14 protein-coding genes are annotated in these 14,511 nt (G+C 52.9%); 11 read left to right on the forward strand and 3 right to left on the reverse strand.

Features of this window, described 5'->3' with window-relative positions; genetic code table 11:
• Nucleotides 1-113: 113 nt before the first annotated feature.
• Both tig and bolA read right to left on the reverse strand, forming a co-directional pair.
• Nucleotides 114-1,412: a trigger factor gene (gene tig / locus QQF33_RS17355; RefSeq protein ID WP_095281002.1), complete on the reverse strand. Its 1,299-nt coding sequence runs from the start codon at nt 1,410-1,412 to the stop codon at nt 114-116.
• A gap of 333 nt (nt 1,413-1,745) precedes the next feature.
• Entirely contained in the window at nt 1,746-2,063 is a 318-nt protein-coding gene (gene bolA, locus QQF33_RS17360; protein ID WP_012016307.1) for a transcriptional regulator BolA, read from the reverse strand.
• 305 nt (nt 2,064-2,368) lie between these two features.
• Here bolA and QQF33_RS17365 point away from each other — a divergent pair, with 305 nt between their 5' ends.
• From QQF33_RS17365 to QQF33_RS17405, 9 genes are all read left to right on the forward strand, one after another.
• Nucleotides 2,369-2,947 (forward strand): lipoprotein, encoded by a 579-nt coding sequence (locus tag QQF33_RS17365; protein ID WP_100777406.1) that lies wholly within the window; start codon nt 2,369-2,371, stop codon nt 2,945-2,947.
• A 46-nt stretch (nt 2,948-2,993) separates the two neighbouring features.
• Nucleotides 2,994-4,469 (forward strand): muropeptide MFS transporter AmpG, encoded by a 1,476-nt coding sequence (ampG, locus tag QQF33_RS17370; protein ID WP_285158308.1) that lies wholly within the window; start codon nt 2,994-2,996, stop codon nt 4,467-4,469.
• A gap of 478 nt (nt 4,470-4,947) precedes the next feature.
• Nucleotides 4,948-5,895, forward strand: a complete 948-nt coding sequence (cyoA, locus tag QQF33_RS17375; protein WP_095280998.1) for a cytochrome o ubiquinol oxidase subunit II — start codon at nt 4,948-4,950, stop codon at nt 5,893-5,895.
• Nucleotides 5,896-5,911: 16 nt separating this feature from the next.
• Nucleotides 5,912-7,903 (forward strand): cytochrome o ubiquinol oxidase subunit I, encoded by a 1,992-nt coding sequence (cyoB, locus tag QQF33_RS17380; protein ID WP_282492627.1) that lies wholly within the window; start codon nt 5,912-5,914, stop codon nt 7,901-7,903.
• Complete coding sequence (locus tag QQF33_RS17385; protein ID WP_285158309.1) at nt 7,893-8,507, forward strand: cytochrome o ubiquinol oxidase subunit III; 615 nt, start codon at nt 7,893-7,895, stop codon at nt 8,505-8,507. The genes cyoB and QQF33_RS17385 overlap by 11 nt, the downstream gene beginning before the upstream one ends.
• Nucleotides 8,507-8,833, forward strand: a complete 327-nt coding sequence (locus QQF33_RS17390) for a cytochrome o ubiquinol oxidase subunit IV (protein ID WP_100777410.1) — start codon at nt 8,507-8,509, stop codon at nt 8,831-8,833. The genes QQF33_RS17385 and QQF33_RS17390 overlap by 1 nt, the downstream gene beginning before the upstream one ends.
• A gap of 11 nt (nt 8,834-8,844) precedes the next feature.
• Entirely contained in the window at nt 8,845-9,732 is an 888-nt protein-coding gene (cyoE, locus tag QQF33_RS17395) for a heme o synthase (RefSeq protein ID WP_100777411.1), read from the forward strand.
• A 481-nt stretch (nt 9,733-10,213) separates the two neighbouring features.
• Nucleotides 10,214-10,735, forward strand: a complete 522-nt coding sequence (locus QQF33_RS17400) for a fimbrial protein (protein ID WP_285158310.1) — start codon at nt 10,214-10,216, stop codon at nt 10,733-10,735.
• Between the two features lie 207 nt (nt 10,736-10,942).
• Entirely contained in the window at nt 10,943-12,304 is a 1,362-nt protein-coding gene (locus QQF33_RS17405) for an MFS transporter (RefSeq protein WP_285145215.1), read from the forward strand.
• Nucleotides 12,305-12,340: 36 nt separating this feature from the next.
• Here QQF33_RS17405 and QQF33_RS17410 read toward each other — a convergent pair whose 3' ends face one another.
• Nucleotides 12,341-12,832: a YajQ family cyclic di-GMP-binding protein gene (locus tag QQF33_RS17410; RefSeq protein ID WP_095280993.1), complete on the reverse strand. Its 492-nt coding sequence runs from the start codon at nt 12,830-12,832 to the stop codon at nt 12,341-12,343.
• A 127-nt stretch (nt 12,833-12,959) separates the two neighbouring features.
• On the opposite strand from QQF33_RS17410, the gene panE reads away from it, so the two are divergent.
• Nucleotides 12,960-13,871, forward strand: coding sequence for a 2-dehydropantoate 2-reductase (gene panE, locus QQF33_RS17415; protein ID WP_285158311.1), 912 nt, complete (start codon nt 12,960-12,962; stop codon nt 13,869-13,871).
• Entirely contained in the window at nt 13,834-14,427 is a 594-nt protein-coding gene (yajL, locus tag QQF33_RS17420) for a protein deglycase YajL (protein ID WP_285158312.1), read from the forward strand. Before panE ends, yajL begins: the two co-directional genes overlap by 38 nt.
• Nucleotides 14,428-14,511: the final 84 nt, after the last annotated feature.

Raw genomic sequence — 14,511 nt, forward strand, 5'->3', positions numbered from 1 at the left:
CGCTAACACTGAAAGGGCGTTTTAGCACTCTTCCTGGGCTATTACTGCGATAAAAAAACCCGTCACCAGAAGGCAACGGGTTTTTGTTCAAACTTTAAACCGTTGGGGCTGAATTACGCCTGCTGGTTCATCAGTTCGTTGAAAGAAGTGGCTTTTTCAGACACTTTAGCTTTAGCCAGCACCGCTTCAACAGCCTGCTCTTCCAGGGCTACGTTGCGCATGTTGTCCATCAGCTCTTTATTGCTGCCGTAGAACTCAACCACTTCACGTGGATCTTCGTAAGCAGAAGCCATCTCTTCGATCAGGCCTTTCACGCGGTCTTCGTCAGCTTTCAGCTCGTGGGTACGAATCACTTCGCCCAGCAGCAGACCGACAACAACGCGGCGTTTAGCCTGCTCTTCGAACAGTTCACGAGGCAGTTCCAGCGCTTGCTGCTGGTTGCCACCGAAGCGCTGTGCAGCCTGGCGACGCAGAACGTCAATTTCGCTGTCAATCAGTGCTGCAGGAACGTCGATTTCGTTCGCTTTCACCAGACCTTCGATAGCCTGAGATTTCACACGGTTACGCACGGCGCCGTTCAGCTCGCGCTCCATGTTTTTACGCACTTCTGCACGCAGACCGGCTACGGAACCATCTTCAACGCCGAAACGTTTGATGAATTCTTCAGTCAGTTCTGGCAGTTCGCGCTCTTCAACTTTCTTCAGGTTGATGACGAACTTCGCTGCTTTACCTTTCAGGTTTTCAGCGTGGTACTCTTCAGGGAAGGTCACGTCGATGGTGAACTCTTCGCCCGCTTTGTGGCCTTTGATACCGTCTTCGAAGCCTGGGATCATACGACCCTGGCCCATCGCCAGTACGAAGTCAGACGCTTTGCCACCTTCGAACTCTTCGCCATCTACAGAGCCGGAGAAGTCGATGGTGACACGGTCTTCTGCATCAACAGCGCCGTCTTTGTCTTTCCAGTTCGCCTGCTGCTTACGCAGAGTGTCCAGCATGCCATCAACGTCAGCGTCGGTCACTTCGACAACAGGTTTTTCAACTTCGATGGTTTCCAGACCTTTCAGCTCAACTTCCGGGTACACTTCGAACTCTACGGAGTAGGTGAAGTCTTCGCCCAGTTTGTATTCGCCCGGAACGTAGTTCGGTGCGCCAGCTGGATTGATTTTTTCTTTGATGATGGCATCAATGAAGTTGCGGCTCATCAGGTCACCCAGCACGTCCTGGCGAACAGAAGCGCCATAACGCTGAGCAACGACATTCATCGGTACTTTACCCTTACGGAAGCCGTCAATACGTACTTTTTTTGCTACGTTGACCAGCTCGCTTTTCACAGCAGTTTCGATGCTGTCAGCAGCGATAGTAATCGTTACACGGCGGCCAAGGCCTTGAGTGGTTTCAACTGAAACTTGCATCTTGTTACCTCAAAAAAATCACAGTGCTCGGTCAACTCTGAATTTGTCTCGCAATACCGGGATGCTCACTATTTAGCAGATTCACATTCCCTGTCGCCAGAATCATCCCGAAGACATTCATTAAGACGCGGCATTATAGCGGCATCACTTGGGTGAGTCGAGAACGGTTGGGGCTTCTTGCTGCGGCTTTTTTCACAATTTAAGGCTGTTTTTGGCCTAAAATTCGCCCCACACGTTCAAAACGCAGACAAAACAAAACGGCCCGCAGGCCGTCTTGACATCATTCTGTATGCAACATACTGGAAAAACTCCAGCGGTTGCAAATCGGATTTATCAGGCGATGCTTCCCGCCCCTCGACATGGCGGTGAGGCGAAGATCGTATCCTGCAATCCTTCCCACTCTTTTATGGTGTAAGTATGCAGTGCCAGCGCATGCACGGTGGTGGAGAGTTCTTCCGTCAGCGTTCCGTAGATCATACGGTGACGATTGAGAAAGCGTTCTCCCGCGAAGCGGTCGCTCACTAACACCACTTTGAAATGGCTTTCAGAACCGGCCGGCACATTATGACGGTAGCTCTCATCGACAACTTCGAGGAACACGGGATTAAACGCTGTCCTTAGTTTTTCTTCGATCTGTTCACGTATCATCATGATATTACTCCTCTGACAACGCTGAGATGTCACCCATCCCTTTAAATGTTAGCCGCTTTTACCGCTTCCATTACATCAAGACAACAAATATTTAGCTTTCGTCTGATTTCCTCATTCAAACGGATGAAGTTCACTGTCTCACTCATACGTTTTGTCACCGGTGAGGTGAGGAAAATGTCAGTGGTGGTCAGATTTCAGACAAGACGATGAATTTACATGCGTTGACCACTTCCCCTCGCCGTTGGCGATGTTATGATGGCGACAATTTTTCTCTTTATATGCTAACGATCCGTTGAGAACCTGAAATGTTAAAAAAACTCTTCTTTCCGCTGGTAGCGCTCTTCATGCTGGCTGGTTGTGCCACTCCGCCAACCACCATTGACGTTTCGCCGAAAATCACCCTGCCACAGCAGGACCCTAGCCTGATGGGCGTGACCGTGAGTATCAACGGTGCCGATCAGCGTCAGGATCAAGCGCTGGCGAAAGTGACTCGTGATAACCAGCAAGTCACCCTGACCGCTTCCCGCGACCTGCGCTTCCTGCTGCAGGAAGTGCTGGAAAAACAGATGACCGCTCGCGGTTACATGGTTGGCCCAAGCGGTGCCGTTGATCTGCAGATCATTGTGAACAATCTGTATGCCGACGTTTCTCAGGGCAACGTGCGTTACAACATCTCCACCAAAGCCGATATCGCCATCATCGCCACCGCGAAGAACGGCAATAAGATGAACAAAAACTATCGCGCAAGCTACTCTGTTGAAGGCGCCTTCCAGGCATCCAACCAGAACATTGCTAACGCGGTAAACAGCGTGCTGACCGACACCATCGCCGATATGGCGCAGGACACCAGCATTCACGAATTCATCAAGCAGAACGCGCGCTAATCCCGCACACTGACCCGGCGCTACGCCGGGTCAGTCATATAGAAACATGTCCAGTCATTACTTGCGCATTTTCCAGCAACCTAAATCAGCCATTCTGCTGATCCTTGGTTTCGCCTCCGGTTTACCTCTCGCCCTCACCTCCGGCACGCTTCAGGCCTGGATGACGGTCGAGAATATCGATCTCAAAACCATCGGTTTCTTCTCCCTTGTCGGCCAGGCCTACGTCTTTAAGTTTTTATGGTCGCCGGTGATGGACCGCTATACCCCGCCATTCCTCGGCCGTCGCCGCGGCTGGCTGGTGATGACTCAGGTTCTGCTGTTGCTGGCCATTGCCGCAATGGGGTTCCTCGAGCCGTCAACGCAATTGCGCTGGATGGCCGCGCTGGCGGTGGTGATCGCCTTCTGCTCAGCCTCGCAGGATATCGTTTTTGATGCCTGGAAAACGGACGTATTACCGGCTGAAGAGCGCGGAACCGGTGCCGCGATCAGCGTGCTGGGCTATCGCCTGGGGATGCTGGTCTCCGGCGGGTTAGCCCTGTGGCTGGCCGACCGCTATCTCGGCTGGCAGGGGATGTACTGGCTGATGGCCGCCCTGCTGATCCCATGCATCATTGCCACCTTTTTTGCCCCGGAGCCGAGCGACGTTATTCCGGTTCCTCGTACGCTCGAGCAGGCTGTCGCCGAACCGCTGCGTGACTTCTTCGGGCGCAACAACGCATGGCTGATTTTACTGCTGATCGTCCTTTATAAGCTCGGCGATGCTTTCGCCATGAGCCTCACCACCACTTTCCTGATCCGTGGCGTGGGTTTCGATGCCGGTGAAGTCGGCGTGGTGAATAAAACCCTCGGCCTGTTTGCGACCATTCTTGGCGCACTTTACGGCGGCGTGTTGATGCAGCGTCTGTCGCTGTTCCGCGCTCTGCTGATCTTCGGCATTTTGCAGGGAGTATCCAACGCCGGTTACTGGCTTCTCTCCATCACCGATAAGAATATGGTCAGCATGGCCGCCGCCGTGTTCTTCGAAAACCTGTGCGGCGGGATGGGAACAGCGGCGTTTGTCGCGCTGCTGATGACCCTGTGCAATAAATCGTTTTCCGCGACGCAGTTTGCCCTGCTCTCTGCCCTTTCTGCCGTAGGTCGTGTGTATGTTGGCCCGATTGCCGGCTGGTTTGTCGAAGCCCACGGCTGGCCGACGTTTTATCTTTTCTCGGTCTTTGCGGCGGTGCCAGGAATATTACTCCTGCTGGTTTGTCGACAGACCCTGGAATATACCCAGCAAACGGATCACTTTATGCCGCGCACGGAATATCAGCGCGCGTATCGCTTTGCCTTGCGGCTGTTAATGGTCGGCTGTGCGATGCTGGCCCTGTGGCTGATCGTGTTGATAATCAATGCATCCACCCCGCTTACCCTGCCGTTTGAGGCGATCCTGCTGGACGTCGGCGGTCTGCTTGCGGTCGTCGGGATTGTCACCGGCGGTGTCCTTGATTTCATGGCGCTGCGTAAAACCCGGCTGACCTGAAGCAAAAACCGAAAGGTTATTTCCCGTGGTAATAACGCCAGGTAATTATAACGGTGAAATAACCGACGTCCGCTGAAAAAATATTTGTTGTTTTGTGCGGGATAGTTTTCGGAAATTACAGGAACCCTTAGCGTTTCGCTATTTTTCATTAAACGATTCAGCTTTGGGGAGTTTAAATTTTCGTATTTCAATTGTCTTTTTATTGATGCTTTTTTGTTAATTTATTGTTTATTTTTAACAATGGTTATACCAATTGCCCTGTTTGGGGTATCCTTAAGGGCCCTTTCGTTATAACTCCCGTCCTGTCGGGCTTTTGTCTTAAAAGTAGACATAATTTGCAACACATGTGACACGTGCGGCAGAACCCGGTAACACCTTCCTGACACAGGGCTAATGATGTTTACAGTAATGTAACCTTCCCGTAAAATGCCCCCACACTTTAAACGCCACCAGGTCCCCGTGGAATTGAGGTCGTTAAATGACACTTAGGAAATACAATAAAAGTTTGGGATGGTTGTCGTTATTTGCAGGCACTGTTTTACTCAGTGGCTGTGATTCTGCGCTTCTCGACCCCAAAGGACAGATTGGACTGGAACAACGTTCCCTGATTCTGACGGCCTTCGGCCTGATGATGATCGTCGTTATTCCTGCCATTTTGATGGCAGTTGGTTTCGCCTGGAAGTACCGTGCGAGCAATAAAGATGCGAAGTATAGCCCTAACTGGTCACACTCCAACAAAGTGGAAGCTGTGGTCTGGACGGTCCCTATTCTGATCATCCTGTTCCTTGCCGTGCTGACATGGAAAACCACTCACGCGCTTGAGCCGAGCAAACCGCTGGTTCACGATGAAAAACCGATTACCATTGAAGTGGTCTCCATGGACTGGAAATGGTTCTTCATCTATCCGGAACAGGGTATTGCCACCGTGAATGAAATCGCCTTCCCGGCGAACACTCCGGTACAGTTCAAAGTCACCTCTAACTCCGTGATGAACTCCTTCTTTATTCCGCGTCTGGGCAGCCAGATTTACGCGATGGCCGGTATGCAGACTAACCTGCACCTGATCGCGAATGAAGCAGGCACCTACGATGGTATCTCCGCCAGCTACAGTGGCCCGGGCTTCTCAGGTATGAAGTTCAAAGCTATCGCAACGCCGGACCGTGCCGCTTTTGACCAGTGGGTCGAAAAAGCGAAACAGTCTACCAACACCATGTCTGACATGGCGGCATTCGATAAAGTGGCGACACCTAGCGAATACAACAAGGTGGAATACTTCTCTAACGTGAAACCTGATTTGTTTAAAGACGTTGTGAACAAATTTATGGACCACGGGAAGAGCATGAACATGACTCAGCCAGAAGGTGAGCACAGCTCGCACGAAGGTATGGAAGGCATGGACATGAGCCACGCGGAAACCTCTCACTAAGGGGCCGAGGAAGAAAATGTTCGGAAAATTGACACTGGATGCAGTGCCGTACCATGAACCGATTATCGTGGTTACGATTGCTGCAATTATCATTGGTGGCGCGGCCTTACTGGGCCTGATCACTTACTTCGGTAAGTGGAGCTACCTGTGGAATGAGTGGCTGACTTCGGTTGACCACAAAAAACTCGGTATCATGTACTGCATCGTCGGTATCGTCATGTTAATTCGTGGCTTTGCCGATGCAATCATGATGCGTAGCCAGCAGGCACTTGCTTCGGCAGGTGAGGCCGGCTTCCTGCCACCGCACCACTACGACCAGATCTTTACCGCGCACGGCGTGATTATGATCTTCTTCGTGGCGATGCCGCTGGTTATCGGTCTGATGAACGTGGTTGTGCCGCTGCAAATCGGCGCGCGCGACGTGGCGTTCCCGTTCCTGAACAACCTGAGCTTCTGGTTCACGGTTGTCGGTGTAATCCTGGTTAACCTGTCACTGGGTGTGGGCGAATTCGCACAGACCGGCTGGCTGGCATACCCACCGCTTTCGGGAATTGAGTACAGTCCTGGTGTTGGCGTCGATTACTGGATTTGGGCGATTCAGCTCTCCGGTATCGGTACGACCCTGACCGGTATTAACTTCTTCGTGACCATTATCAAGATGCGTGCCCCTGGCATGACCATGTTCAAGATGCCGGTATTTACCTGGGCATCTCTGTGCGCCAACATCCTGATTATCGCGTCCTTCCCAATTCTGACGGTTACCGTCGCGTTGCTGACCCTGGATCGCTATCTGGGCACCCATTTCTTCACCAATGATATGGGCGGCAACATGATGATGTACATCAACCTGATTTGGGCATGGGGTCACCCTGAAGTGTACATCCTGGTTCTGCCGGTCTTCGGTGTGTTCTCCGAAATCGCAGCGACCTTCTCGCGTAAACGTCTGTTTGGTTACACCTCACTGGTGTGGGCAACCGTGTGTATTACCGTCCTGTCGTTCATCGTTTGGCTGCACCACTTCTTCACCATGGGTGCGGGCGCGAACGTAAACGCCTTCTTCGGTATTACCACCATGATTATCGCCATCCCGACCGGGGTGAAGATCTTCAACTGGCTGTTCACCATGTACCAGGGCCGTATCGTGTTCCACTCAGCAATGCTGTGGACCATCGGCTTCATCGTCACCTTCTCTGTGGGTGGCATGACCGGCGTACTGCTGGCGGTACCGGGTGCTGACTTTGTTCTGCACAACAGTCTGTTCCTGATTGCGCACTTCCATAACGTTATCATCGGCGGCGTCGTCTTCGGCTGCTTCGCTGGCGTAACCTACTGGTGGCCAAAAGCCTTCGGCTTCACGCTGAACGAAACCTGGGGCAAACGTGCGTTCTGGCTCTGGATTGTGGGCTTCTTCGTGGCATTCATGCCGCTGTATGTGCTGGGCTTCATGGGTATGACCCGTCGCCTGAGCCAGCAGATTGATCCGCAGTTCCACCCAATGCTGGTTGTTGCAGCTTGTGGTGCAGTGCTGATCGCAATGGGTATCGCATGTCAGCTGATTCAGTTCTACGTCTCTATTCGCGACCGCGAGCAGAACCGTGACCTGACCGGTGACCCATGGGGTGGCCGTACGCTGGAGTGGGCAACCTCTTCCCCGCCTCCGTTCTATAACTTTGCCATTGTGCCGCAGATCCATGAGCGCGACGCATTCTGGGAAATGAAAGAAAAAGGCGAAGCGTACAAGCAACCTGCTCATTACGAAGAGATCCACATGCCGAAAAACAGCGGCGCGGGCATTGTGATTGCCGCCTTCGCAACGGTATTTGGCTTCGCCATGATCTGGCATATCTGGTGGCTGGCCATCGCGAGCTTCGCAGGCGTCATCATCAGCTGGATTGTGAAGAGCTTTGACGAGGACGTGGACTACTACGTACCAGTCCGTGAAGTCGAAAAACTGGAAAACCAGCATTTCGATGAGATTTCTAAAGCGGGGCTGAAAAATGGCAACTGATACTTTGGCGCACCCAACTGCCCATGCGCATGACCACGCGCACCACGATACAGGGCCGATGAAAGTCTTCGGCTTCTGGATCTACCTGATGAGCGACTGCATTCTGTTCTGCTGTCTGTTCGCGACCTATGCCGTTCTGATGAACGGCACAGCGGGCGGCCCGACTGGCAAGGACATTTTCGAACTGCCGTTCGTTCTGGTCGAAACCGCTCTGCTGTTGTTCAGCTCCATCACCTACGGCATGGCGGCGATCGCCATGTACAAAAACAACAAGAGCCAGGTTGTCTCCTGGCTGGCGTTGACCTGGCTGTTTGGTGCTGGATTTATCGGGATGGAACTCTATGAATTCCATCACCTGATTGCTGAAGGCATGGGCCCGGATCGCAGTGGCTTCCTGTCAGCGTTCTTCGCGCTGGTGGGTACCCACGGTCTGCACGTCACATCTGGTCTGATCTGGATGGCGGTGCTGATGTTCCAGGTTTATCGTCGCGGCCTGACCAATACTAACCGCACCCGTATCATGTGCCTGAGTCTGTTCTGGCACTTCCTGGACGTGGTGTGGATCTGCGTGTTCTCGGTTGTCTATCTGATGGGGGCGATGTAATGAGTCATACTAACGATCATGGCGCTTCCCACGGTAGCGTGAAAACCTACATGACAGGTTTCATCCTGTCGATCATCCTGACGGCACTCCCGTTCTGGATGGTGATGAGCGGAACGGCTTCTCACACGGTGATTCTGGGCACGGTCCTGATCTCCGCTGTGGTACAGATTCTGGTGCATCTGGTTTGCTTCCTGCACATGAACACCAAATCCGATGAGGGCTGGAACATGACGGCCTTCATCTTTACCGTGATTATCATCGCTATCCTGGTAGTCGGTTCCATCTGGATTATGTGGAACCTGAACTACAACATGATGGTTCACTAAGAGCGGCGAGTATGTTTAAGCAATACCTGCAAGTAACGAAACCAGGCATCATCTTTGGCAACCTGATCTCCGTGATCGGAGGGTTCCTGCTGGCCTCTAAGGGCAGCATCGATTACACCCTCTTTGCATCCACGCTGATCGGTGTGTCACTGGTGGTTGCGTCCGGTTGTGTATTTAACAACTACATCGACATGGATATCGACAGGAAGATGGAAAGGACCAAGAATCGGGTGCTTGTCAAAGGCCTGATATCTCCTGCCGTCTCGCTGGTGTACGCCACCTTGCTGGGCTTTGCTGGCTTTATGCTGCTGTGGTTTGGTGCCAACCCTCTGGCCTGCTGGCTGGGGGTGATGGGTTTCGTGGTGTATGTGGGCGTCTACAGCCTGTATATGAAACGTCACTCCGTCTACGGTACGCTGATTGGTTCTCTCTCCGGCGCTGCGCCGCCGGTGATTGGCTACTGCGCCGTCACGAACGAGTTCGACAGCGGTGCGCTGATCCTGCTGGCTATCTTTAGCCTGTGGCAGATGCCGCACTCCTATGCCATCGCGATTTTCCGCTTTAAGGATTATCAGGCAGCGAACATCCCGGTTCTGCCGGTCGTGAAAGGCATTTCGGTCGCCAAGAATCACATCACGCTGTACATCATCGCTTTCGCCGTGGCGACGCTGATGCTCTCGCTTGGCGGTTACGCCGGATATAAATATCTGGTGGTGGCAGCTGCAGTGAGCGTCTGGTGGCTCGGGATGGCGCTGCGCGGTTACAAAGTGGAAGATGACAAAGTCTGGGCACGCAAACTGTTTGTGTTCTCGATTGTCGCTATCACTTCCCTGTCCGTGATGATGTCCGTCGACTTTATGGTGCCAGATTCACACAATTTGCTGACTTACGTTTGGTAAGTCCGCAGATAAATCACATAAGCTTATAAAAAGTCCCGGTCGCGAGACCGGGACTTTTTTTTGCATTAGACTGTTAACCCAGAGAATCTGGCCAGACATCACCCTGTATCCTCCCCACGCAAACTTCAGGGTCTACTTTTAGATAGCGGCATGATTGAGCTGATCTGTCACCTGATGCAAAATCCCTCTCATCAAAAGAATACTTTTTCAATAACCGCAAATAGCATGGCATTGCTGATATCAGACAATAGGATTTCTTGATGCCATCGTTGCTTTAAGTGAAATTTATTTCTTTTTGATTCTAATTTGCGAATAAGCAATTCATTATCATATATATAAATTCCAACATGGTTTATCTATTGATAATGATTGGGAGTGCACACCTGCGCTTCATTGAAAAAATATATACCAAGGGAATGTCGGCTAGTATTGCGACAACAGGTATAGCCAGCCAAAAATATTGATAGGATTAAAATAGAAAATGAAATTTTTACGCTTATTTGTCTGGGCAGTAAGCCTGTTCAGTTTCCTCAACGTTAGCACTCATGCAGCGGATAACGTTACCATCAACGTTACCGGCAAAGTCGTTGCCAGCCCTTGTGTGATCAGCCCAGATGATGTTGTCAAAAATATCGATGTAGGCGATGCTATCCCGGCAAATGATGCAGTAGGACCAATATCTGCAACGCAAAATATTACGATAACCCTGACGAACTGCCCATCGGGTTCCAGCAGCGTAACAGCAACATTTAGCGGCTCGCAATCCGAACTTTTGCCCGACTTTATGTATAACAACACCGCGGCGACAAATGCTGCAGGGAATGTCGGGATTGTTTTGCAACGAAGCAGCTCATCGGGCTTGGGGAATGGCAAGACCTATAAAGTTGATATCGTGAAAGGGGAAAACCCGGTCTTCAATATGCAAACTTATGCTTATTCCAAAGGAAACTCCTCACCTGGTGATATCAGCACATCTATCGTGATGGCTCTGGAATATAATTAATCCTTGCAGTTGTCCTTCATTACAATCGGTGAGGGACAGTTTCCCGGGTGTTGCGAAATTTAAAAACCCGCCAATATGAAAGGTTTCTCAGCGCGTTTTTATTCATAGAATAAGGCACTCCAGCCTGTAATATTTATTAAACAACCAACCGTTTACCCCTACCTGCCCAGGCACTACACTAGTGCCTGCTTTTGATCAGAGGTGGTAATGAACGATTATAAAATGACACCAGGCGAACTGCGCGCGACCTGGGGTTTAGGGACTGTTTTCTCGCTGCGCATGCTCGGCATGTTTATGGTCCTGCCTGTTCTGACCACCTATGGTATGGCGCTTCAGGGCGCCAGCGAAGCGTTGATCGGTCTGGCGATTGGTATTTATGGCCTCGCCCAGGCGGTCTTCCAGATCCCTTTCGGACTCCTTTCCGATCGCGTTGGCCGTAAACCGCTGATCGTCGGCGGTCTGATGATCTTTGTCCTCGGCAGCATCATAGCCGCGCTGTCGGATTCTATCTGGGGTATTATTCTTGGCCGTGCGCTGCAAGGCTCAGGCGCGATTGCCGCCGCCGTCATGGCGCTGCTTTCCGATTTAACCCGCGAACAGAACCGGACCAAAGCGATGGCCTTTATCGGCGTCAGCTTTGGCATCACCTTCGCCATCGCCATGGTCCTCGGCCCGATCATTACCCATAAGCTAGGCCTGAACGCCCTGTTCTGGATGATAGCCGTGCTGGCCACCATTGGCATTGCGCTGACGATCTGGGTCGTACCAGATAGCAAAAATCACGTCCTGAACCGCGAGTCGGGGATGGTGAAAGGCTGCTTCAGCAAGGTCATCGTCGAACCGCGTCTACTGAAACTCAACTTCGGCATTATGTGTCTGCACATCCTGCTGATGTCCACCTTCGTGGCCCTGCCCGGCCAGCTGGCGGCAGCTGGTTTCCCGGCGGAAGAGCACTGGAAAATCTATCTGGTGACGATGCTGATATCCTTCGCTTCCGTCGTGCCTTTTATCATCTACGCCGAAGTGAAACGCCGCATGAAGCGCGTGTTTCTTGGGTGCGTGGCGCTGCTGTTAATCGCAGAAATTGTGCTCTGGGGCTCCGGCCCGCACTTCTGGGAGTTGGTCCTGGGCGTGCAGTTGTTCTTCCTTGCGTTCAATCTGATGGAAGCCCTGCTGCCGTCGCTGATCAGTAAAGAATCCCCTGCCGGATACAAAGGTACGGCGATGGGGATTTACTCCACCAGCCAGTTCCTGGGCGTCGCCATCGGCGGCTCGCTCGGCGGCTGGGTAGACGGATTATTTGATTCGCAGACCGTGTTTCTCGCGGGCGCGCTGCTGGCAATGGTCTGGCTGCTGGTCGCCAGCACCATGAAAGAGCCGCGCTACGTTAGCAGCCTGAGGGTGGAAATCCCGGACGGTATAGAGATAAGCGACACGCTGAAACAACGGCTGGAAGCCACAGAAGGGATAAGTGAAGTGTTAATCGTCCCGGAAGAGCGCAGCGCTTACGTCAAAATCGACAGTAAAGTCACCAACCGCTTCGAAGTGGAGCAGGCTATCAAAGCCTGAAAAAATGCCCGGCGTGTGTGCCGGGCATTTTCGTTTTTAATCGCGGAAGTTCTTAAACTGGAACGGCTGACCCAGGTCGCCGCCGCGCACCAGCGCCATGACCGCCTGCAGATCGTCGCGCGCTTTACCAGTAACACGAATCTCTTCGCCCTGAATTTGTGCCTGCACTTTCAGCTTGCTGTCTTTGATGAGCTTAACGATCTTCTTCTGCATCGCGCTCTCAATGCCCTGCTTAAGCTTGGCTTCTACAAACCAGGTTTTGCCGCTGTGCACGAACTCTTCCGGCACATCCAGAGACGTCCCTTCAATGCCGCGTTTGAGCAGCTTGGCGCGCAGAATATCCAGTAACTGATTGACCTGGAAATCGGACTCGCTCAGCACCTTGATGGTCTTATTCGCGTCGTTCAGCTCAAAACTCGCCTCTACGCCACGAAAATCGAAACGTGACTCAACTTCACGGCTGGCGTTATCCACGCCGTTGCGGACTTCCTGGATATCAACTTCTGAAACAATATCGAAAGATGGCATCTTTTCTTCTCCCTTTACTTTTGTTGCGTTGCATAATACCCGCAACGAGGCATAACTCAACAGAAGCTTAGCTGACGGCGCTATACTTAACCGACACGCCTGGCGTAGTTGCAGGTGAGGAGGAACAATGAAAATTACCGTGCTCGGATGCGGAGCCCTGGGCCAGCTTTGGCTCACCGCACTGTGCAAACATGGACACGAGGTACAAGGCTGGCTACGCGTCCCCCAGCCGTATTGCAGTGTAAACCTGATCGATGAAGATGGAAGTATCTTTAACGAATCGCTCACCGCCAACGATCCCGATTTCCTGGCGCAAAGCGACCTGCTGCTGGTCACCCTCAAGGCCTGGCAGGTCTCGGACGCCGTCAAAGCGCTGGCCGCCACCCTGCCCCGCACCACACCGATTGTGCTGGTGCATAACGGCATGGGTACCATTGACGAACTCAAAAGCATCCACCAGCCGCTGCTGATGTCAATCACCACCCATGCGGCCCGCCGTGACGGGAACATCATCGTCCACGTGGCAAGCGGCGTCACCCATATGGGGCCGGCGCGCGAGCAGGACGGCGATTACAGCTATCTCGCTGACGTGCTGCAGCACGTGCTGCCCGACGTGGCCTGGCATAACAACATTCGCCCGCAGCTGTGGCGCAAACTGGCGGTCAACTGCGTGATCAATCCGCTGACGGCGCTGCTGGACTGCCCGAACGGCGAGCTGAAAAATCATCCGCAGGAAGTGGCCGAACTGTGCGCCGAAGTCGCGGCAGTGATTGAGCGCGAGGGCATCCACACTTCGGCAGACGATATCCGCTATTACGTCGAGCAGATCATCGACAGCACCGCGGAAAACATCTCCTCGATGCTGCAGGACGTGCGCGCATTGCGGCACACGGAGATCGACTACATCACCGGATATCTGCTCAAACGCGCCCGCGCGCACGGCATTAGCGTGCCGGAAAATGTGCGCCTGTATGACATGGTTAAACGTAAGGAGAGTGAGTATGAGCGCGTCGGCACTGGTATGCCTCGCCCCTGGTAGCGAAGAGACAGAAGCGGTCACCACCATTGATTTACTGGTGCGCGGCGGGATTCAAGTGACAACGGCCAGCGTCGCCAGCGATGGCAATCTGACCATCGTCTGCTCACGCGGCGTGAAACTGCTGGCCGATGCGCCGCTGGTTGAAGTGGCTGACGGCGATTATGACGTGATTGTGCTGCCCGGCGGTCTGAAGGGTGCAGAGAACTTTCGCGACAGCCCCCTGCTGGTCGAAACCGTCCGCCAGTTTCACCTCTCCGGGCGGATTGTCGCCGCCATCTGCGCCGCGGCCGCCACCGTCCTGGTTCCGCACGATCTTTTCCCGATCGGCAATATGACCGGTTTCCCGGCGCTGAAAGACCGCATCCCGGAAGGGCAATGGGTCGATAAACGCGTGGTCTGGGACCCGCGCGTCAACCTGCTGACCAGCCAGGGGCCGGGCACCTCGATTGATTTTGCGCTCAAGATTATCGATCTGGTCGTTGGGCGTGAAAAGGCCTATGAAGTGGCGTCATCCCTGGTGATGGCGGCAGGGATCTACAACTACTACGAGGCCTAACCCCGCGCAGATTTTCCCTTCAGGCTGGCCCCGTGCCAGCCTTTCTTTTCTCTGTTCATTATTGCGGCAGTAATCACACTTCTT

Origin of the sequence: Lelliottia wanjuensis (assembly GCF_030238365.1) — a bacterium.
Classification (GTDB): Bacteria; Pseudomonadota; Gammaproteobacteria; order Enterobacterales; family Enterobacteriaceae; genus Enterobacter; species Enterobacter wanjuensis.